The sequence below is a fragment of the Pseudoalteromonas sp. QJM3NY_22 genome (genome assembly GCF_056173065.1).
Genome location: NZ_CM149655.1, coordinates 697,698 through 717,858, shown reverse-complemented (window position 1 = coordinate 717,858; position 20,161 = coordinate 697,698). Strand labels below are relative to the sequence as shown.

Annotated in this window: 18 protein-coding genes; 12 read left to right on the top strand and 6 right to left on the bottom strand. The window is 37.5% G+C overall.

Annotation, left to right across the window (positions count from 1 at the left end; all coding sequences use genetic code 11):
* Positions 1-21 precede the first annotated feature (21 nt).
* Positions 22-1,239, top strand: coding sequence for a methyl-accepting chemotaxis protein (locus AC0VZ4_RS03245; protein WP_475440892.1), 1,218 nt, complete (start codon positions 22-24; stop codon positions 1,237-1,239).
* 239 nt (positions 1,240-1,478) lie between these two features.
* Positions 1,479-2,612, top strand: a complete 1,134-nt coding sequence (gene queG / locus AC0VZ4_RS03240; protein WP_475440891.1) for a tRNA epoxyqueuosine(34) reductase QueG — start codon at positions 1,479-1,481, stop codon at positions 2,610-2,612.
* A 243-nt stretch (positions 2,613-2,855) separates the two neighbouring features.
* Here queG and AC0VZ4_RS03235 read toward each other — a convergent pair whose 3' ends face one another.
* From AC0VZ4_RS03235 to AC0VZ4_RS03225, 3 genes are all read right to left on the bottom strand, one after another.
* Positions 2,856-3,983, bottom strand: coding sequence for a response regulator (locus tag AC0VZ4_RS03235; RefSeq protein WP_475441608.1), 1,128 nt, complete (start codon positions 3,981-3,983; stop codon positions 2,856-2,858).
* A 56-nt stretch (positions 3,984-4,039) separates the two neighbouring features.
* Positions 4,040-6,019 (bottom strand): ATP-binding protein, encoded by a 1,980-nt coding sequence (locus AC0VZ4_RS03230; RefSeq protein WP_475440890.1) that lies wholly within the window; start codon positions 6,017-6,019, stop codon positions 4,040-4,042.
* Between the two features lie 120 nt (positions 6,020-6,139).
* Positions 6,140-6,628, bottom strand: a complete 489-nt coding sequence (locus AC0VZ4_RS03225; protein WP_033015403.1) for a GNAT family N-acetyltransferase — start codon at positions 6,626-6,628, stop codon at positions 6,140-6,142.
* 82 nt (positions 6,629-6,710) lie between these two features.
* Here AC0VZ4_RS03225 and AC0VZ4_RS03220 point away from each other — a divergent pair, with 82 nt between their 5' ends.
* Positions 6,711-7,283 carry a glutathione peroxidase gene (locus tag AC0VZ4_RS03220; protein ID WP_475440889.1) on the top strand — a complete coding sequence of 191 codons (573 nt, stop codon included), beginning with the start codon at positions 6,711-6,713 and terminating at the stop codon, positions 7,281-7,283.
* A gap of 85 nt (positions 7,284-7,368) precedes the next feature.
* On the top strand, positions 7,369-7,650 hold the full coding sequence (locus tag AC0VZ4_RS03215) for a peptidylprolyl isomerase (protein ID WP_007376961.1): 282 nt from the start codon (positions 7,369-7,371) through the stop codon (positions 7,648-7,650).
* Between the two features lie 112 nt (positions 7,651-7,762).
* Here AC0VZ4_RS03215 and AC0VZ4_RS03210 read toward each other — a convergent pair whose 3' ends face one another.
* Complete coding sequence (locus AC0VZ4_RS03210) at positions 7,763-8,647, bottom strand: IS982 family transposase (protein WP_475441607.1); 885 nt, start codon at positions 8,645-8,647, stop codon at positions 7,763-7,765.
* A gap of 510 nt (positions 8,648-9,157) precedes the next feature.
* Between AC0VZ4_RS03210 and AC0VZ4_RS03205 the strand changes: the two genes are divergently transcribed.
* The 4 genes from AC0VZ4_RS03205 (at position 9,158) to AC0VZ4_RS03190 (ending at position 14,678) form a co-directional block, all read left to right on the top strand.
* Positions 9,158-10,336 carry an IS4 family transposase gene (locus AC0VZ4_RS03205; RefSeq protein WP_050484169.1) on the top strand — a complete coding sequence of 393 codons (1,179 nt, stop codon included), beginning with the start codon at positions 9,158-9,160 and terminating at the stop codon, positions 10,334-10,336.
* A 441-nt stretch (positions 10,337-10,777) separates the two neighbouring features.
* On the top strand, positions 10,778-11,128 hold the full coding sequence (locus AC0VZ4_RS03200; protein ID WP_007376962.1) for a DUF2750 domain-containing protein: 351 nt from the start codon (positions 10,778-10,780) through the stop codon (positions 11,126-11,128).
* A gap of 147 nt (positions 11,129-11,275) precedes the next feature.
* The gene (locus AC0VZ4_RS03195; protein WP_033029922.1) at positions 11,276-11,956 is read left to right on the top strand and encodes a site-specific integrase; all 681 of its coding nucleotides are present in this window, start codon (positions 11,276-11,278) and stop codon (positions 11,954-11,956) included.
* A 148-nt stretch (positions 11,957-12,104) separates the two neighbouring features.
* Positions 12,105-14,678 carry a M1 family metallopeptidase gene (locus tag AC0VZ4_RS03190; protein ID WP_475440888.1) on the top strand — a complete coding sequence of 858 codons (2,574 nt, stop codon included), beginning with the start codon at positions 12,105-12,107 and terminating at the stop codon, positions 14,676-14,678.
* An 82-nt stretch (positions 14,679-14,760) separates the two neighbouring features.
* On the opposite strand, the gene AC0VZ4_RS03185 is transcribed toward AC0VZ4_RS03190, so the two are convergent.
* Positions 14,761-15,126: a hypothetical protein gene (locus tag AC0VZ4_RS03185; RefSeq protein ID WP_007376965.1), complete on the bottom strand. Its 366-nt coding sequence runs from the start codon at positions 15,124-15,126 to the stop codon at positions 14,761-14,763.
* A gap of 75 nt (positions 15,127-15,201) precedes the next feature.
* The gene (locus tag AC0VZ4_RS03180) at positions 15,202-16,077 is read right to left on the bottom strand and encodes a TolB-like translocation protein (protein ID WP_475440887.1); all 876 of its coding nucleotides are present in this window, start codon (positions 16,075-16,077) and stop codon (positions 15,202-15,204) included.
* Between the two features lie 157 nt (positions 16,078-16,234).
* Here AC0VZ4_RS03180 and AC0VZ4_RS03175 point away from each other — a divergent pair, with 157 nt between their 5' ends.
* The 4 genes from AC0VZ4_RS03175 to AC0VZ4_RS03160 all read left to right on the top strand — a co-directional run bounded on the left by AC0VZ4_RS03175 (position 16,235) and on the right by AC0VZ4_RS03160 (position 20,130).
* Positions 16,235-17,134: a phosphoribulokinase gene (locus AC0VZ4_RS03175; protein WP_475440886.1), complete on the top strand. Its 900-nt coding sequence runs from the start codon at positions 16,235-16,237 to the stop codon at positions 17,132-17,134.
* A 64-nt stretch (positions 17,135-17,198) separates the two neighbouring features.
* Positions 17,199-17,744 carry an inosine/xanthosine triphosphatase gene (gene yjjX / locus AC0VZ4_RS03170; RefSeq protein ID WP_096792501.1) on the top strand — a complete coding sequence of 182 codons (546 nt, stop codon included), beginning with the start codon at positions 17,199-17,201 and terminating at the stop codon, positions 17,742-17,744.
* Positions 17,745-17,757: 13 nt separating this feature from the next.
* Positions 17,758-18,453, top strand: coding sequence for a pyrimidine 5'-nucleotidase (gene yjjG, locus AC0VZ4_RS03165; protein ID WP_475440885.1), 696 nt, complete (start codon positions 17,758-17,760; stop codon positions 18,451-18,453).
* 57 nt (positions 18,454-18,510) lie between these two features.
* Positions 18,511-20,130, top strand: a complete 1,620-nt coding sequence (locus AC0VZ4_RS03160; RefSeq protein WP_475440884.1) for an IS1634 family transposase — start codon at positions 18,511-18,513, stop codon at positions 20,128-20,130.
* Positions 20,131-20,161 lie beyond the last annotated feature (31 nt).

Sequence of the window (20,161 nt, the reverse complement as noted above, 5' to 3'; positions counted from 1 at the left end):
TACCATAAAGGTTTCAGTAAAATGAGTAGCTACATGAAAATTTATAATTACATTGAGCAGACCTTCTTTTTCACATTAACACGTAAAATTGTAGGCAATCTAAGTTTTGTATTTCTATTTCAAGCCATCACTCTGTTTTGGTTGTACCAAAGCCTTAGCGAACAACAAAGTACAGAGCTATTTTGGCTTTTAACACTTGTAATTGTTATGGGGTTTGGTTTTACACTTTCGTATATGCGTTTTTTAATCGTGCGTCCTATTACCGCGATGCGCGATACACTAATAAAAATAAACCAACAAGATGCTAATTTAGCCGCAAAACTTCCGCATTTTTCGTATGATGAATTTAGAGATTTAAGTATCCAATACAATACTTTCACCACTCACTTAGGCGAACTACTAAATACAACTTACAGTAGCGCTGAAGCCAGTGCCAATAGTAATAAAGCCGTTACCGAGTCAATGAAAAATACGGATAACTCAAGCGAGCAACAAATACATTTAAGCCACAGTATAATTAATGCGAGTATGCAAATAACGCAAAGCTTACAAAACATAGTCATTAATACCGACAGTGTCCATAACGTTAATAATGAACATCTAAACTTTGTAAAACTCTCAGCTAAAGAGCTTTCAGCGCTTGTCGAACAAGTTAAATTAATCACTAATATGCTAGGTAGTTTTTCAAATACGGTCGCAGGTTTAAAAGAAAACAGTGAAAATATACGTAGTATTTTAAAAATGGTTGAAGAGTTTTCAGATCAAACCAACTTATTAGCACTCAACGCTGCAATAGAAGCAGCCCGAGCAGGTGAAGCTGGACGAGGCTTTGCTGTAGTTGCTGATGAAGTCCGTACGCTTTCTATAAAAGTAAGTGGCGCAACAAGACAAATTAGTGATTTTATTACCCAAATGAATGAGCTAGTAAACGAAACAAATAAAGAGTCAGAGCAACTGATCACCCACTCTAATAGTGCACAAAGTGCAATTAGTGCAACGTCTGACGGGTTTAGCAAGATGCTTAATGAATTTGAGCAAAATCAGCAACAATTGAAACAAATAGCCAGTGCCGTGCATCTGCTTGAGCAAACACAAACTCAAACTCATCAATCTGTTGAGCAAATTGTAGAGCTAGGTGAGCAAGCTAAGCAATTAATCGACACTGCTGTGGCCGATAGCGAAAACTCTCAGCAGCTAAGCTTACAAACTCAACAACAGTTAAAACGTTTTGTACTGTAGCAAAACGTTTTAACTTATTAGAGCCTGTTGGCCTTTTAGGATTAAAATTTTTTTTACCTAGAGACAGCGCATGGCAGGCATCTATGCTGCGTTATCGACTATTTATGGGGAACAACCATACAACATAGCTTTGCCTTACTTAAAAACCAAACTCATGGCTTTAAATTCAACCCGAAAGATAAACAAGCCCTAGTAAATATGGTAAATTACGCAGCTATTAATTTAAGTGTGTAAAGTGTGTGAGCAACCCAACCCCAGACTATGAAAAATTAGCCCTGCAAATAAAAACCTGGGGACAAGAGCTTGGCTTTAGCGAAGTGGGTATTACCGATATTGACCTAAGTAAGCACGAGGCTCAACTGCAACGTTGGCTTGATGCTGGCTTTCATGGTTCAATGGACTACATGGCTTCACACGGCATGAAACGCGTTCGCCCAGCTGAATTAGTACCTGGCACACAACGTGTAATATCAGTAAAAATGAATTACCTCCCACCCGATGCTGGCTTTGCAAAAACCTTAAAAAATAAAGAAAAAGCATATATAAGCCGCTACGCACTGGGTCGTGATTATCATAAATTAATGCGTAATCGATTAAAAAAACTCGGCCAAAAAATAGAACAAGAAATTGGTGAATATGGCTTTAGACCCTTTGTAGATTCAGCCCCAGTACTTGAACGTCAACTCGCCGAAAAAGCGGGGTTAGGTTGGCGTGGTAAGCATTCTTTATTAATTAATCAAGAAGCAGGATCGTGGTTTTTTTTAGGCGAGCTATTTATTGATTTACCACTGCCAATAGACGCCGAAAACACCTTTGAAGGTTGCGGTAAATGCGTTGCCTGCATCACTCTTTGCCCAACAGGCGCAATTGTAGAGCCTTATGTCGTTGACGCACGTAAATGCATATCGTACTTAACAATAGAGCACCAAGGGCCCATTCCTGAGCAATACAGGACTCTATTGGGTAATAGAATTTATGGCTGCGATGATTGTCAGTTAGTATGCCCTTGGAATCGTTATGGCCAAATTACTGACGAAAACGATTTTCACCCGCGAACTCAATTAAAAGACAAAGATTTACTTGAGTTGTTTGCTTGGGATGAAGCTACTTTTTTAAAAAATACCGAAGGCAGTCCTATTCGCCGTATTGGTCACGAACGTTGGTTACGTAACTTAGCAATAGGGTTAGGTAATGCACAATTTAGTCCCGCTATTATTTATGCCTTAGAAGACAAAAGCCAAATATGCAGTGAACTTGTTTTAGAGCATATTGAATGGGCACTTTCCCAACAAAATGATAAACAACGAGTAGCGCTTCGTAAAACAGCTAGGTTAATCAGAATTGTAGAAAAAGGCTTACCCAGAGATGCATAATGCAGTTGATGTAAGCCTTTAAAGTAACATTATTTAGTTAAATATATTTAGCCTGAACTCTGGTTAAGAGATTCACTAACATTTTGAATAATAACTATATTTAAACTTATTCCCTCTAGCCAGAGACTTCCAGTAAAACAGGCGAACTTGCATGTCAATCGCGGGCCTATTGCAAGAAAATTCAACGCAGTCAGTGCTGAACAAACTGCTTAAGATAGATTTATTATCCAGTCCTCAGGTTACTTAGCTCTTTAAAAGTAATGACAGGTCTTGTTCAATCTCAACAAAAGAGGCTTTAACTTCTTGAACTGACTCCTCTCTTGCAATTGAATTTTGAATTGTTTCATCTACTTTTTTGTAAATAAAAACCTCTTGGTCCTCATCTAATCCCATTGTTGGTATTCGCACTTCAAGATCTTCTTGTAGTTGCTTAAAAACTCTTTCGTTATTTTTACGATTATCGTTAAGTAAGCCAATTAAACTATGAAATTTACTATGTACGGAATTTGCGACCGTATTTAGTCGTTCTTGCTGGGATACAAGTATTCTTTTGGTCATTATTGCTCGTAATTGCTGCTCTGTAACACTGACAATAAAACATACGTGGTCACGAATTCGTCCATGCTTATCTGGATCATGATCCGGCATATTTAAAACCAGCAAGCTTATGTATTCGTAGTTAACCAAAATTCGATGTGAAAATTCGTGCAACCGACCTTTACTTTTAAGCATTTCAAATAGTTCAATAACAATCGGTGAACAAACCCCATGTAACGCAAAATGCTCTATAACATTCGCATATCGAAACTCTACGTTACTTTGCAAATTAAAAGACTGTAGACAATCTATGAGCGCTTTTCCTAAACTTTGGGGATCATTTATAAAACCAATATTTTCAACATAATTAACTATTTGCCCCATTTCACTACTGTTAGCCATCGCATTAAATGCTGTAGAAGTTGCATCTTCAACTTGTTTTTCAAGACTCTCTTTCTCTACCAGCACTTGATTCAAATTATTTAATTTAGACTTGAGTTCGTCATGTCCAAACGGTTTAACAATATAATCTTCTGCACCAACAGAGTAACCTTCCATACGTTCCTCAACCGTCCCCCTTGCTGATACAAACATCACAATTATATGCGCGGTATTTGGGTTGGATTTAAGGCTCTTACAGACTTCATAACCATTCATTTGTGGCATACTCACATCCAGCAATATAACCTGAGGCATATAGTCCTCTACCATACTCAAGCACTCTGGACCGCTAACGGCTACCTTTAATTCAAAATCGAGGTCCTCCAGAATCTCTTCTATAATTTCAAGATTAAAGGGTTCGTCATCCACTGCGAGTATTTTTGTTAAAGCCATCGTTTCATCATCCATTTAAATTCTAAATATGCTACTTCAAACACTTGTTTAAAAAATTAACTGCTTTGCAGTGCTAAGTGTTCGTCTAGGTTTATTTTAAGTGGTATTTGTATACAGATAGTAGCGCCGCCATTAGTGTTATTTAAGGCTGTAATATTACCTTGATGCAAAGAAACAAACTCCCTACATAATGCAAGGCCTAACCCTGTTCCACCAGCTCCGCTATTGGTTTTACTGCTTTGTACAAATTTAGTGAAAATGTCTTCAAGTTCATCCTCAGGTATACCAATACCATTATCGATAACGGCTATTACTGCAAACTCGTTCTCAGATGCCAATTCCACTTTAATTTTACTTTTTGGCTCACTAAACTTTAATGCGTTACCTAATAAATTACACATTAATTGATTAATTTGTTCCTCATCACACAGAGCGACTACCGGGTTAGACTGCACTGAAAAAATGATTTCAATCTCTTTTTCCATTGCAGTTCCAGCGACATCATCAATACTCGTTCTAATGATATTAGCTAAATTATGTGTTCTAGGATTGAAAGGAAATTTACCCACATCAAGCTTGGATAGATCCAGTAAATTATTAAGTAATGAAAGTAACCGTTCTCCACTGGATTCAATTCGAGACAAGTACTTAAATAATTTTTCTTCCGCAAAATCACCAACCTCTAATTTATTTAAGCCAAAACGAGAAAAGCTTAAAATTGAATGCATTGGTGTACGAAGTTCGTGAGACATGTTTGCTAAAAATTCTGATTTACTTAAATTGGCGGCTTCAGCCACATTTTTAGCGTGCTCTAACTGTGAGGTACGCGCTCTAACTTGTTCTTCTAAAATATCTTTTGCTTCAAGTAGCAACTCTTCTTTTTGTTTTAAGTGCGTTACATTTTTAAAAATAACTGCCAGCGCAATTTCACCATGGTGATCTATTTCATTAAAAGATCCCACAAGAGGTATATAACCTCCTAGTGTTTTTGTTAAACGTAAATCGCAACTAAACTGTCGATTACTATTTAAAGTCAAAATTTTATCTTTAATTCCTGCGCTTGAATCAACATCTAAAAAATCAAAAAGAGACTTACTTTCTAATTCATTAAACGGTAAATCAAATAGCTTTAAGCAAGCATCATTCGCTTCGATAACTTTACCACCGCGCTCAAATAACATAATTGCATCGGGTGTATGCTTATAAATAACTTGTAATAAGCTATCCTTTTCAATAAGCGCATCTACGGTGTCTTGAAGCCTTTCTACTAACTCTGCATTATGTCGTTTCAATAATTCGGTTTGCCATAGCTTATGGACCGACTGCAAAAGAATACTATCGTTAAGGGGTTTAATAAGTACATCTTCAACTCCCTCACGAATAGCCTCAATCATGGACACTTGATCAGGGCGTGACGTAAAAAGTAAACACCTACAATGTGGCTGCTTTAATTTTAGGCTAGAAAATATACCTAACCCAGTTACATCACCAAAACTAAAATCACTAATTAATATATCAATTTTAGTATCAACGGATATTGCCAATACTTCATCTAAATTTGTCGCGGTGTAGGTGTTTATATGAGCGCCTACTAAGCTGCTTTTCATTTTTTCAAGACGCTCAGGTATATGATCAACCAGTAAAATAGTGGGTAATTGAAGAATATGGTTAGAACCAAGCTCTAATAAACTCTCAAGTAGAGAAGTTATCTCCTTATTAGAAAAAAATGGGTAAACTACAGTTGCATTAGCAACAGCATGATTAAGCTCACTAAATGCGTTTAGTTGTTCACCATTTTCAGCTTTTGGAGCAAGCAACATAAACCGTGATTGTGAGACCTTAGCAATCAACGGTTCAATAGAAATAACAGGTACTCCATGTGCCACTATAATTAAATCATACGCATCAGCATTTATATGCATATCGAGCATAGAAAAATGAATTAATTCAACCTCACATCCAATTAACTCTAAAAGTACTTTTACTCGCATTGCGATAATAGTGCTGCTGTCTACTGTTAATATTTTCCGAATCATCAAGCTACACTTTAAAAATAATTAACTTAATATATTAATAGCGTAGCCTATTATTGTTTAGTTAGCATAGGTTCTTAGCGTTATTTCATAAGATTTTTTTACCTAAAAGAGATACGAACTTTATTCTACATGTTTTCCGAAAATAGTAAGGCTATAAAGCTTACTATCCATCATAGCGACATTGGGCAACTCTCCCCAAACATCGAAGCCAAAATGTTTAAATAGATTTACACTTGGTAAGTTGTGGCTAAAAATAAATCCTAGCAATACGCGTATATTTAGTTGTTTAGCTTGGATTTGTGCAAATTCCATCAACTTTTTGCCAAGCCCTTTACCTTGTGCTTTTGCGGTAATATATATGCTCATTTCAACAGTGCCATCGTAAGCTGGGCGACCATAAAATGATTTATAACTAAGCCATGCGAGTATTTTGTTATTCTCACAGTAAACATAAATAGGTCTTTTTTGTGTATGGCTATTAAACCACTCACGCTTTTCTTCAACGGTGACTTCTTCAGTGTCAGCAGTCACCATTCGACCAGCAATAGTCTCGTTGTAAATCGCTACGATTTCGCTAAGATCATTTATAGTTGCTAAACGGGTTGTCATAATAGATTGCATGGTTGATCAATTTTCTCCATATTAGCGTATGATCATCCACTCAAACAATCGTAAATTTAGGTCGTTAGTTATGCTAAAAAAAATATTACTCGGGTTAGGGGTTTTATTAATAAATACACCACTTCATGCTCAAACAGAATCAATTGATAAGCACGTGCCCACAACATGCCAAGATTTTACTAACATCAATATACGTAAGTTACGTTCTGAAGAGTCAATCAACTTATGTCAGTTTAAAAATAAGCCTTTATTGATCGTTAATACAGCCAGTAACTGCGGTTTCACACCTCAATTTAAAGGCTTAGAAGCACTTTACAAACAATATAAAAGTCAGGGGTTAGTTGTCTTAGGGTTTCCTTCTGACGATTTCTTTCAAGAAGAAAATGATGAAAAAGCGACAGCTAAAGTCTGCTTTATTAATTATGGGGTTACTTTTCCTATGTTTGCTACCAGTGAAGTACGAGGCAGTGATGCCAATCCTATTTTTAAACATCTAAATGAGCAAACTAGTTCACCTAATTGGAATTTTTATAAATACCTAGTGTCTGCAGATCGCAAAACAATTTTACGTTTTAACAGCAAAGTGTCGCCTGACTCAGAAAAGATGATTACGGCAATTGAAAATACACTTTCTAAAAATTAAGTTTATACTGGTACAATTAGTTGAAACTAACTAGAATGACATTTCATTAGGTTAAAAAAACACCACATAATAAGCCGGAGATTTTATGACAGTGGCAAGCGCACGACACATATTAGTAGATAGCGAAGCACAATGCTTAGACTTAAAAACAAAAATTGAACAAGGTGAAGATTTTGCTGAATTAGCAAAAAACCACTCTAACTGTCCTTCAGGTCAAGATGGTGGCGCCCTTGGCGAGTTTGGACCGGGCATGATGGTACCAGAATTTGATAAAGTGGTATTTTCTGCGCCTATTAACCAAGTACAAGGCCCAGTACAAACACAATTTGGTTATCATTTACTTGAAGTTACTAGCCGTTCAGAATAAATTTTTGTATTGTAAGTAAAACTTCTAAAAGCCGCTTTTGCGGCTTTTTTAATGAGCAATTAATACTAAATATCTTATACCAATCCGCAATAATACTTAACCTGAGTTCTGCTTAAGCGATAACTAATGCGTTAAGCTCTACGTCAGTTAAATTAAGGTGTGGCTTCTTTTCTTTCAAGCAATAAGCCACCAATCCAGCGACTAAATTCAACATAAAGCCGTTCATACTCCGATGTCTTGAATGTTCAATGAAGGATATGTTCTTGAGCTGGTCATTAATTGTTTCGATTATAAAGCGTTTTGAAAGCATTGCTCTATCCCATAATGACATCGCTTTTGCCTTCATATTTTTGCGAACCGTCGTAATGAGCTTTACCCCTTTATCGAGTAAATCGGCTTCTAAAGCTTTACTTAAATACCCTTTGTCACCATATAATTTATCCGTCAGGCAGCTCGCTAACTCACGCACTGGTTGAGTATCATGTACATTTCCTGTTGTCACTTTCGCAGCAACAATTTCACCATGGTGATTAACGATTAAATGTAGCTTGAAGCCATAAAACCATCCCATTGTTCCTTTGCCACGCTGGGCTATTCCATCAAAGGTTTTGTGTCTTGGAATACGAATATTATGGCACACTTTAATACATGTGGAGTCAATGAATTCAACGTCTGTGGGTTTACCTTTAAGTGAAGTAAAATAGGCACACATCGGCACAATTACCCTTGGCATAACGGCTAAAAATAGTGTGTAACTGAGCAAGTTGGGAAATTCACTTTTGTACATAAGTGATACATAGCCAAGGTAGTAATTTTTGAAATCTCGGTGATGTGACATATGAAAACTAATAACAATAGTCATAATTTCACTGGTCGTCATACGTCCTGAACGCTGACGTTTTTGGGTGCCATCTTCGAGTAATTGTTTTTCCCATTGGGGTATAAATACTTTGCAAAAATCATCGACATCGTAAAATAATTCAACTAATTTAATCATGCCTGTTCCTTGCTTATCCAATCGTTTTTGGTCGAAAGATCGGATCTCGGAACAGGCATTTAGTTCAATTTCTTAAACGAGATTCAGGTTACTTAATCAATCTGAGATATTAAATCTGACGCTAACTACGTTAAAAACTTCTGATATAGAACAAATAACGAAATTTTTTCCTTGTTATCGGCACGATTTTCTTACTTCAAAATAGATTATTTAATTAAGCGAATTGGTATTATATATGGAGTCTATTTAACGATAAGAAAACTGCGCTAGAACTAAGCAAGAATTTTTACTGATATATTGAACAATAATGGTATTTAAATTTATTGTTCTCTAGGAGCTATTTAATCGCGGCGTAAGGTTTATAACCTAGTGGGCTAAGTAAAAACCGAGCAACAAAGAGTAAATAGCCCTAGACAGAACCCTTTGGGCTGACGAATCCCCAAAACGTGACAGGCACAGCAATTTATGATCTTATGTAAATCACCACAACCCACATAAGTCACAACTGCTATGCCTGACACATCAGTTTGCCATAAGTACTTTAAACATGCATTAGCGCCATTCAATAATGCCAGAGTAAAAACATTACTAAGCTGCAGTAATGCATTAATTTCGGGCAATAAACTTACCTTAACTGAAATCGGCAGAAATTTGTCTGGCGCTGTGGATGTAAAACATAAAATAAAACGCGTTGATCGCTTCTTAAAAAATACTCACCTCTACAATGAAAGGGTCGCTATCTATAAAGCATTAGCTCATCCTATTATCGACTCTTTACCAATGCTTGCAATTGCCGTTGACTGGAGCGGTGCCTGTGGTCACGACTATCACTTACTGCGAGCAAGCTTACTTGTGGATGGGCGCTCTATCGTGATTTATAACATGATTGTTGAGCAGAAGAATTTTGATAGCCCAGCAACCAACAGCCTGTTTTTAGATGAACTTTATGAAGTGCTTGGACGACATCCTAGTGTCTATATTGTAACAGACGGCGGCTTTCTTACGCCTTGGTATAGTAAAGTACGCGAACTTGGTTGGCATATGATAGGTCGATTAAGAGGCTCAATGAAGTGTAAACTAGCCATGCAATCACAATGGCATACATTAAAACAACTTAGGGCTGGTGCCAGCGATATACCAAAGGCGTTAGGTCAAGCAAGACTAACTCAGTCCAGCCCGACAGCATGCGATGCATTTTTACACGTATATCATGGAAAAAATAAAGGAAGAAAAGGAAAAAGCAGATTTACGAAAGATACAAAAATGTATCAAAACTTAGCGAAAGAGCCATGGTTACTCGCGACATCAGACAATACAATGACGAGTAAGCGAGTAGTTGGTTTATATAGTAAAAGAATGCAAATAGAGCAAAATTTCCGCGATGACAAAAGTTTGAGATATGGTTTTTCGTGGCGTTTTAGTAAAAGCACCGGCATAAATAGAATAGGAATATTATGCTTGATAGCCACAATAGCGAGCACTGCGTTATGGTTTATAGGGTGTGAAGCAGAAAAAAGAAAGTGGCATATAAAATTTCAAGCAAATAGTGTTAAGAATCGCCGAGTTCTTTCATTTTTAACCTTAGCCAAGCAAGTCATAAAGCTATGTAAGAGACGTATTACACAAAGCTATATAGAAAAAAGTTTAAAAAACTTTATTTCTAATTATCAAAAAGAGGCCGCTGGATAAAGTGGGGATCCCTCAGCCCTACGGGCAGCACATGTTTAACCTCGAAAGATAAACAGGTCCTAGCCAGAGGTTTTCAGTGAAAATAAGGCAAGTTTACGCGTCAATAGCGGGCCAATTACAAGTAAGTTCAACGCAGTTAGCGTTAAAAATAACTGCCTAGGGTAGGTTTATTATCCAGAATTCAGGTTACTTACGCTTTAATTTCATAAAATGAACATATTGTTGAAACATTAAACTATTTAACTGCCCATTTAACTGATGATGAATTTAAAGGCTGTGAATGCTTCAACATCAGTTTATACTGCCCGCTTGATTGGATTTGCTTTCGTTTGTTGACTCATTTTTGCCAACATTCGTAATTTATTGCTTGTCATAAGTAATATAACCAACGCCAAGCAGCTATAGATACTAATCCTAGTCACTAATTTAAAAGGTAAACACATGAGCGATATCGAAATTGAATCACAACTAGTTAACTTTGTAGAAAAAGTACGTGTTAGCGAAGTAATTTGGGCGCTAGGTGCAGAAGATAATGGCTTTGTAGTATGCGATTCAAATCAATTTGACGAAACTGACGTATTACTACTTTGGGAAAGCGAAGAAGCTGCTAAGGCACAATGTAAAGAAGAATGGAAAGACTACAGCCCTGTAGAAATTAATCTTGACGAGTTTTTAGATGCTTGGGTTGAAGATTTAAGCGAAGATAACGCACTAGTTGGTATTAATTGGAATGATGACCAAGTATGTGTGGAAATTGAACCTGTTGGTCTAGCTCGCGCATTAAGCGAATAAACAGATAGCGTAGCTTATTATAAAGTTACTGAAACCCAACGAGTCCCGCTGCTCGTTGGGTTTAATTGATTTTAACCTCAACGACACTCGCATCTTACTGTGGTTTGAGTATAAAATATAACACGTCATTATTTTCAAGGTATTGCGTTGAAAACCCATCTTGGCCGTCGCCCTTTTTCAGCTATGGAGCTGCATACACTTTATAATGGATATATATACGGTGATGTTAAAGTTATCCGCGAGCAACCAAAACATTGGCACTTTTGGCTGCCCTTAATTTCATATTATAGTGGTGCTTACAGTGACGAAATTGGTTACTTAACACTTGATGATCTAATCTTTAAACAAAATATTTTATGTTTTAGTTTTCATACTCACGGAAAAATAAAGCCCCGCTTAGTCCCTGTACACAAAGCGCTTATAAATTATGGTCTTAATGAATATATAGCGTTTATTAAATCGCAAAATCAACACCGATTGATGTTCGACTTGCCCGCAAAAACTGGCAGGTACAGTGAAAAAGTGCGTATTTGGTTTTCAGGTGAAGGTGAGCGAGCCGGCTATTTACAAAAGTGTGATATACCAAATGTTGATCAACTCGGCATGAAAACAGCAATAAGCAGCTTACGCCTCAACTTTGAGCAACAAGTTCGTATACATGCTCTGCAGGCTAACTCGAAAGACGCCTTTAATTATTTAATGGGCTTTAACGAATATTCATGTGATGAATTTAACGACGTGCTTTTATTAAATAACGTGATCCAAAAAATACGTACTATTAACTCACACCTGCACTGGCAACGTTTTATAACACGTGAAAGTCACTGACAAACTTTGTTACTATTTCCCCTTAAAGTCACTGTTATAATCAATTACTCTATTTAAAAAAGCTGTTAGGATATCCACATCCCTAATTATATACGCATAAAAAAGCCTATTTAGGGTAATTTCTAACAACAACAATCTAGGGATCATTATGTTTCTCAAAAGCCTATTAACTGTGAGCGTTGCGCTGGCAATGAATGCTGCAAACGCTAACGAATTTGTTATCGAAAAACTCGCAAAACCAAGCTCGCAAAAAGTATCGCTAACACTCGACCCAAGCCAAGATACATTCACAGGGATGACAGAGATTTCCCTAGAAGTACTAAAACCAACAAAATACATTGAGCTAAATGGCGTTGCTTACGCTGTTAAAATGGCGCAACTGCTTGGCGACGAAAACTGTGATTTAAACAACGAAATGCTTAAAACAGGCAAAGTTAAATTTAGTTGTGATGAGCAAATTCAACCAGGTAAATACACGCTTAAAGTTGATTTTTCAGCGCCATATAATCGCCAAAGCGTAGGCTTGTACAAAACGCTAGACCAAGGTACGCCTTATTTATTTACTCAGTTTGAAATGAGCGACGCGCGTCGTGCGTTTCCTGTTTTTGACGAACCTAGCTATAAAATTCCATTTCAGTTAACGATTACTGCGCCTACATCACAAAAAGTATATTCAAATACGCCTGAGCTTAAAGCAATCGTTAATGGCGATATGACCACACACTACTTTGATAAAACGCCGCCAATTCCTTCATACTTAGTCGCTATGGCTGTTGGCCCGTTTGAAGAATTAGAAATAAAAGGAATGCCAATTCCTGGTCGTGTAATTACCCCACAAGGTAAGATTCACTTAGCCCAATACGCTAAAGAAAACATGCCAAAAGTACTGGGCGCACTTGAAGCGTATTTTGGTATTCCTTACGTTTACAAAAAATTAGACTCAGTAGCGGTACCAGAATTTCCATTTGGCGCAATGGAAAACTCAGGCTTAGTAACCTACCGAGAAGATATTTTATTGGTTGATTTAGCTGCAGCAACACGCAGTAAAAAACAGCGCAATGTATCAATTATAGCTCACGAACTTGCTCACCAATGGTACGGTAACTTAGTAACCATGAAGTGGTGGAACGACTTATGGTTAAACGAAGCGTTTGCTAGCTGGATGGCTGCAAAAATTACTAAGCAGCTTAACCCTGAGTTTGAATCGCACTTAGACCTGCCACAAAACAACGTAATGGCACTTGATGCACGCCTAAGCACTAAGCCTATTCGTAAGCCAATTAAAACTGAAGCCGACATTATGGACGGTTTAGGTCTTGCTTACAGTAAAGGCAGCTCAGTACTTGCTATGGTTGAAAACTGGATTGGCGAAGACGCATTTCAAAAAGGTATTCAAAGCTACTTAAAAGAGTTTTCATATAAAAATGCAGAAGCGGCCGACTTATGGGAAGCACTTGGTAAAGCATCAAATAAAGACGTAGCGAGTGTTTTAAAATCGTTTATTGAGCAATCTTCTTTCCCACTAGTTAAAGTAACTCAACAAGGTAGCAAAGTAACTATTTCACAAAGCCGCTTTGTAAACGCAGGCGTTGATGCGCCAGAGCAGCTATGGAATGTACCGGTTGCAATTAAATATGGTGCTGGCGATAGAGTAAAAACAGCAAACGTATTACTTAATAAACAAAGCCAAACACTAGATTTAGACTTTGAACCAGAGTGGATTTATCCTGACCAAGGTGCACTAGGCTACTACCGCTGGGTAATGGATGATGCACAATTTAGCGCACTTGTTAAAAAGGCGCCAAGCGTACTGAGTGACCGTGAACGCTTAGCGTTACTATCGGCTACTGATGCGCTACTTGATGCTGGTGTTATATCTGCAGCTAAGTTAATGCAAACACTTGAAGTGTTCGTAAGCGATAGCCACCCTCGCGTAGCAAATACCGCACTAGGTTACTTAGTATCGCAACAGCGCACTTTTAAAGACGATAGCAATAAAGACCTATGGCCTGAATTTATTCGCGGTGCAGTAACGCCTGCTGCTAAAAAATATGGTTTAGAAGCAAAAGCGGGTGAAGACGGAGCTATTGCACAACTTCGTGCAGCCGTTGTATCACGCTTAGGTTTTGATGGTGAAGATCAAAACGTCATCAATAAAGCCAAAGAACAAACGCAAGTTTATTTAAATGATCCACAAAAAGTAGACCCATACTTAGCGGGTACGTACTTAACTCTTGCTGCTTTTCATGGTGACAAAGCGCTGCTTGATCAATTCATGACAACGTTCAAAACGACTAAAGATCCGCAAGTACGCACAAACATGCTTGCAGCTATGGGCTTTTTTGGTAAACCTGAGTTACAAAAAGCAGTATTAGCTTATAGCTTAACGGATGAAGTAACGGCATCTGACATGCGTACTATTTTGTCAGGTCAAAGTTATACAGATGAGCGCCAAGCGTTATTTATTGATTGGGTTTACAGTAACTACGATAAAGTAACAGCAAGCTTACCGCCTTTCTTTATTCCTAACTTGCCGTACTTTACAACTGCAAGCTGTGATGCAGAAAGCTTAGCGACAACAAAAACCTTCTTTAACGAAAAAGTAGCTGATGTAGCAGGCTACGCGCGCACATTAAGTAAGCTTGAAGAAAGCACAAACGATTGTATCGCGCTTAAAACACGTGAACTTGAATCGGTTAATAGCTTCTTAAAAAGTAAGTAATTATTAGGTTTATTGAGCTATAAAAATACAAAAGCCGCTGAATATAAATTCAGCGGCTTTTTACGTTTATATTTTTGCTTTATTAATTACCAATAATCATCGTAAGTTTAGCTATAAAATCTTTGGCTGCTTGCTCAGAGTTTATTTTAAACGCAACACCATAGTGAATAGGTTGAGCGCTTTTAAAAATGCGCGTAGGAAAGCGTGTCATCTCACTGCTATGAAAATACCCTTGCGCACGTGTTACGCCATCAATATCATTAAAATCATCGCTAAACACTTCAAATGCGGGCCGAATTACTATTTTACCCTTGCCGCTTTCGCTGTGGGTATAAAATGCTTCTTTAGAGTTTACTAACATGTACTCTGCAATATTTTTAATCTTAAAATTACTTCTGCACTGTAATTTAATAAGCTGTTCTGTCAGCTCGTCTGCACTATAAGCCACGTGTAATCCCTATTAGTTAATTTGCGCATTAGATTAACGCATACACACAATAAAATCTGAATTTATTTGTCTATTTTACTTTGTTATATCACATACAAAAGCGAGTTTTTCATTGTTGTAACTCATTCTTGTTATATTTGTTTCGCAGTAAGTACTTAAGTTAAGCCATTGCGATACTTCGTTACTCCCATCAAATTTGCGCTGATAAACACGGTTTTTAATTGCGTAAGCAATCGTTTCACCGTCTTTTAAGATAAAATCTTGAACTTGAACCGGTAATCTCAACAAGTCTTCCACTTGCTTATCTTGTGGATTAAAACTCGCTAAAATGTGTTGCTCGTTTTTAGTGTAACTAAATAAAAATGCAGCCATTGAGTTGTTATAAATAAGCGTTCGCCCAATATTACTGGCTGCTATTTCCCCCTTCGCTTGTGCAACTGAAGTATATTGAAGAGTATGAGGCTTTCCTAAAATGAACATCACTAAATCATTTTGAACACCCCATGCATGGTACCCAACAGGTTCAATCCAATCAAAAATACGACTTGGCGCATCTTCATTTTTGAGTAGGTATTGCCACAATTTTTGCTTACCGTCAGCTTCTACAACAATCGCTGATATCGCATCACCACTTGGCATAACCGTTGGTGAATATTCGCTTACTGGAGAATTAGTTATATTGCTGATTTGTTTTGATGTTAAGTCATAATAAGCAATATCGGTTTGGCTTTGCTCATCAGTAATTACTTCATGAGTAAAGTATAAACCTGTATTTGTTAAATGTGGCTGGTTGTTATAACTGTTTTTATCACTCACAATACTAACTTGTACCCCATAAGGCGTATTTAAATCAGCAAGTAATACTTGGCTTTTTGGCATGCTAGCCTGCACCACAATTGGGCTAAGCGCTGCTATAGAAAATAATCCAAGTAATGGTTTAATAATTTTCATGCTTTCTCTCGTTTTAATTTTAAGCACCTCATGATAACGTTATTTGCTGATGGCGTCACTTGAGCTAAGTCAGTCAACTCTTAAGATACCCAAACGACTTAAAATAATGTTAAGTTTAGTCTGGTTATAAAATCGGCTCCTAAAAAAGAGAATTAACATGTCAGCTAAAAATCCTATTATTGCGATTACGGGTTCGTCTGGTGCAGGCACAACCACCACAACCAATGCAATTAAACATATTTTTCGTAGCCTTAATATTGAAGCGGCTTTTATCGAAGGGGATAGCTTTCATCGTTACACTCGCCCTGAAATGGATAAAAAAGTACGCGAAGCACAGCAAGAAGGTAAGCACATAAGTTACTTTGGCCGAGAAGCCAATGATTTTGGTGCCCTCGAAACTTTATTTAATCATTATGGTGAAACTGGGCAAGGTAAATTACGCCGCTATTTACATACATTTGATGAAGCAGTTCCGTACAATCAGTTACCGGGCACCTTTACTCCTTGGCAAGAGCTTGAGCATAATACTGATATTTTATTTTATGAAGGTTTACACGGTGGTGTAGTCGATCAAGATGTAGACGTTGCTAAGCATGTTGATTTAATAATAGGCATGGTGCCTATTATTAACCTTGAGTGGATTCAAAAACTGATACGCGATACCTCTGAGAGAGGTCATTCACGTGAGGCTGTTATGGACTCAATTGTCCGTAGTATGGATGATTACATTAATCACATCACGCCACAGTTTTCTCGAACTCATATAAATTTCCAACGAGTGCCGACCGTTGATACTTCAAATCCATTTAGCGCTAAAGATATTCCATCGCTTGATGAAAGCTTTGTAGTTATTCGCTTTAGAGGTATTGATGATGTTGATTTTCCTTATTATTTACGCATGATCGAAGGCAGTTTTATGTCTCGTATAAATACGCTTGTAGTACCTGGTGGCAAAATGGGCTTAGCAATGGAGCTGGTGCTTACTCCACTAATTAAAGATATTATTTTGAAAAAGCGTGCACTGGAAAACTTAGCACCTCTGGATATACCTATTTAACTCCTCTTCTAAGGTTGAGCTCTCTCACGTACACTGCTGATTTTTAGTAACAATAAGGGACATTGTGTTGTACTCATTAAAAATTATTGTGGGTTCTAAAAACCCTGTAAAAATTAACGCGGCTAAATATATTTTTGCAATGTATTTCCCTGATCATGAAATTGATTGCCAAGGTGTTGATGCACCATCCAATGTGCCCGATCAACCTATTGGCGAAGACGAAACACGCATTGGCGCGCAAAACCGCGTTGATTACTGCAAAGAACATCACCAAGCTCACTATTACGTGGCAATGGAAGGCGGTGCAGAGCAGTTTAGCTATGGCCCAGCAACCTTTGCCTATGTAATTATTGATAATGCCTTAAATCAAGTTGTAGGGCGCAGCAGTAACCTACCCTTGCCTCAAGTACTTTATAATGCATTACTTAAAGGTGAAGAGCTTGGCGATGTAATGGACAAGGCATTCAATACCACCAATATTAAGCAAAAAGGGGGCGCTATTGGACTACTTACAAACAATCATGCCACGCGTGAAAGTACATATACACAAGCACTCACTTTAGCTATGGCGCCATTTTTACACTCTGAGCTATACAGCCAAACAAATTAATTTAGGAAGTTTAATGAAATACAGCTATGTATTGTTTGACGCAGACGAAACCTTATTTAGGTTTGATATTTTAGCGGGCATGACTCGCATGTTTAAAGCTTACAACGTAGATTTTAGCCAAGACGATTATATTCATTATCAAAAAACCAATAAGCAGCTGTGGGTTGATTATCAAAACGGTTCTATAACTGCTGATTACTTACAAGTAACTCGCTTTAATGAATGGGCTGCAAAGCTAAATGTGCCAGCAAAAGAGCTGAACGATGCTTTTTTAGATGCTATGGCGCAAATTTGCGAGCCATTACCTGGCGCTATAGAACTTTTAAATAAGCTTAAGCCAAATGCTCGATTAGGTATTATTACTAACGGATTTGCCCGCCTACAAACAGTACGTTTAGAACACACTGGTTTAAAAGATATGTTTGAATGGTTGGTTATATCTGAGCTTGTTGGCATAGCAAAACCGAATAAAGCGATTTTTGAACACACATTTGAGCTAATGGGTAACCCAAATAAAAGCGAGATACTTATGGTCGGTGACACCGCAGCAAGTGACATACTTGGCGGCAACAATGCAGGTATTGATACTTGCTGGTTACAACACCCTGGTGAGCAATTACCCGACGGAATAAAACCAACCTATACCGTAACTCATTTAAATCAGTTACAACAGACATTGATCAGACCAATTTCAAAAATTTCGATTTAATTTAAACGCTTAATTCTCTTTAATTTGATAAAATAACATCTCAACTTTGAGGTGTATATGAATCTAAAAATCAGACGGTTAGACCATCACGGTATTGTTTCAGGTGTTATAGAAGACTTAAAAATTGTCAGCCTTTTAGATCAATACTTACCTCAAGACGATAAACAAGAAATCACCCCCGGTGAAGCTGTAAAAGGCATGATCATGAATGGACTCGGTTTTGCCAATCGACCTTTATCACTCAGCCCTCAATTTTTTACTAACTTGCCTCTTGAACATTTATTTCGTGAAGGGGTTCAAGCATCACATTTTAATCGTCACAAACTTGGTAGAACTCTCGATCAATGCTTCGAGTTTGGCTGTGAAAGCTTATTTTCATTAGTCTCCGGACAAGCATGTGAAATAGAACAAGTTGATAAAACCTTTGAATCACTTGATACAACGAGTCACTCACTGACAGGTGAATATGCTTTTGATGATGGAGATAGTGATGAAAACGTCATTAAAATTACTCATGGCTATAGCAAGGCTCACCGTCCTGATTTAAAACAAGTCGTACAAGAAATCATTGTTAGCCAAGATGGTGGGATCCCGCTTGCATGTAAAAACTGGGATGATAACAGCGCAGACACCGCTATTTTTAAAGCGCGAAGTAAGGCGCTTGTTGACGAGTTCAAAAAAAGCCAAGCTCCTAAATACCTTGTGGCAGACTGTAAACTTTATCATAAAAGTAATGCTGAGTTTTTAACCAAAATTCAATTTCTCACGCTAGTACCTTCAACAATTTCTCTTGAAAAATCCTCTATAAGTACAGCCATAGCAGCCAACCAATGGGTTAATATTGATGATAACTATCAATATGTTGTTGAAGAGATTGAGCATATGGGGATAAAGCAAAGATGGATGATTATTTATTCAAAAGCAGCTAATAGCCGAGCACAAAAAAGCATTGTTCGACAAGTTGAGCGAGCACACACAGGCATCAAAAAAGACCTCTTCCATTTACAAGCTCAACGTTTCGCTTGTCAAACTGACGCACAACGCGCATTAGATAAATTAGCGAAAAAGATGAAGCATCATCAAATAGCGACTCAGCAATTTATTAAGCATAAAGTCTATGAAGGTAAAGGGCGACCTAAAAAAGATGCGCCAGTAAAAAATATTGAATGGCAAATCACGGCAGAAATTGAAGAAAACGAAAGCGCAATAAAACAGATTGTAGAACAAAAGTCATGCTTCGTATTAGCAACGAATATTGATAAAGAAGCCCTTTCACCAGTAGGTTTACTTAAGCATTACAAAGCACAATCTGAAGTAGAAAAAGGGTTTAGGTTTTTAAAAGACCCCTTGTTTTTTGTTTCATCATTATTTATCAAAAAGCCAAGTAGAATAGATGCTCTGTTGATGGTGATGACACTTTCATTGTTAGTTTATTCAATCGCGCAAAGACGAATGAGAGCGAATATGAAAAAAGAAAAAGCCACGATAGCGAATCAAATCAATAAAGAAATATCTAACCCAACATTACGTTGGGTCTTTCAGTGTTTTGAGGGAATTAATCTACTCCAGCAAGGCGACAAAATCAGCTTGGATGGTTTTGATGAGTTCAGGGAAAAGATAATAAGGCTCATTGGTGGACATGCGTTGCATTTATATAAAATCCAAAAAGTTGCCTAGGGGTCTGATCAATGCCTGTTACAAGCTATTT

Coding starts and splice junctions, on each gene's coding strand:
- AC0VZ4_RS03235 (WP_475441608.1), bottom strand. CDS start 3,983: ATGGCTTTAACAAAAATACTCGCAGTGGATGACGAACCCTTTAATCTT.
- AC0VZ4_RS03245 (WP_475440892.1), top strand. CDS start 22: ATGAGTAGCTACATGAAAATTTATAATTACATTGAGCAGACCTTCTTT.
- yjjG (WP_475440885.1), top strand. CDS start 17,758: ATGAAATACAGCTATGTATTGTTTGACGCAGACGAAACCTTATTTAGG.
- AC0VZ4_RS03180 (WP_475440887.1), bottom strand. CDS start 16,077: ATGAAAATTATTAAACCATTACTTGGATTATTTTCTATAGCAGCGCTT.
- AC0VZ4_RS03175 (WP_475440886.1), top strand. CDS start 16,235: ATGTCAGCTAAAAATCCTATTATTGCGATTACGGGTTCGTCTGGTGCA.
- AC0VZ4_RS03230 (WP_475440890.1), bottom strand. CDS start 6,019: ATGATTCGGAAAATATTAACAGTAGACAGCAGCACTATTATCGCAATG.
- AC0VZ4_RS03190 (WP_475440888.1), top strand. CDS start 12,105: ATGTTTCTCAAAAGCCTATTAACTGTGAGCGTTGCGCTGGCAATGAAT.
- AC0VZ4_RS03205 (WP_050484169.1), top strand. CDS start 9,158: ATGCCTGACACATCAGTTTGCCATAAGTACTTTAAACATGCATTAGCG.
- AC0VZ4_RS03220 (WP_475440889.1), top strand. CDS start 6,711: ATGCTAAAAAAAATATTACTCGGGTTAGGGGTTTTATTAATAAATACA.
- AC0VZ4_RS03160 (WP_475440884.1), top strand. CDS start 18,511: ATGAATCTAAAAATCAGACGGTTAGACCATCACGGTATTGTTTCAGGT.
- AC0VZ4_RS03200 (WP_007376962.1), top strand. CDS start 10,778: ATGAGCGATATCGAAATTGAATCACAACTAGTTAACTTTGTAGAAAAA.
- AC0VZ4_RS03215 (WP_007376961.1), top strand. CDS start 7,369: ATGACAGTGGCAAGCGCACGACACATATTAGTAGATAGCGAAGCACAA.
- AC0VZ4_RS03210 (WP_475441607.1), bottom strand. CDS start 8,647: ATGATTAAATTAGTTGAATTATTTTACGATGTCGATGATTTTTGCAAA.
- AC0VZ4_RS03225 (WP_033015403.1), bottom strand. CDS start 6,628: ATGACAACCCGTTTAGCAACTATAAATGATCTTAGCGAAATCGTAGCG.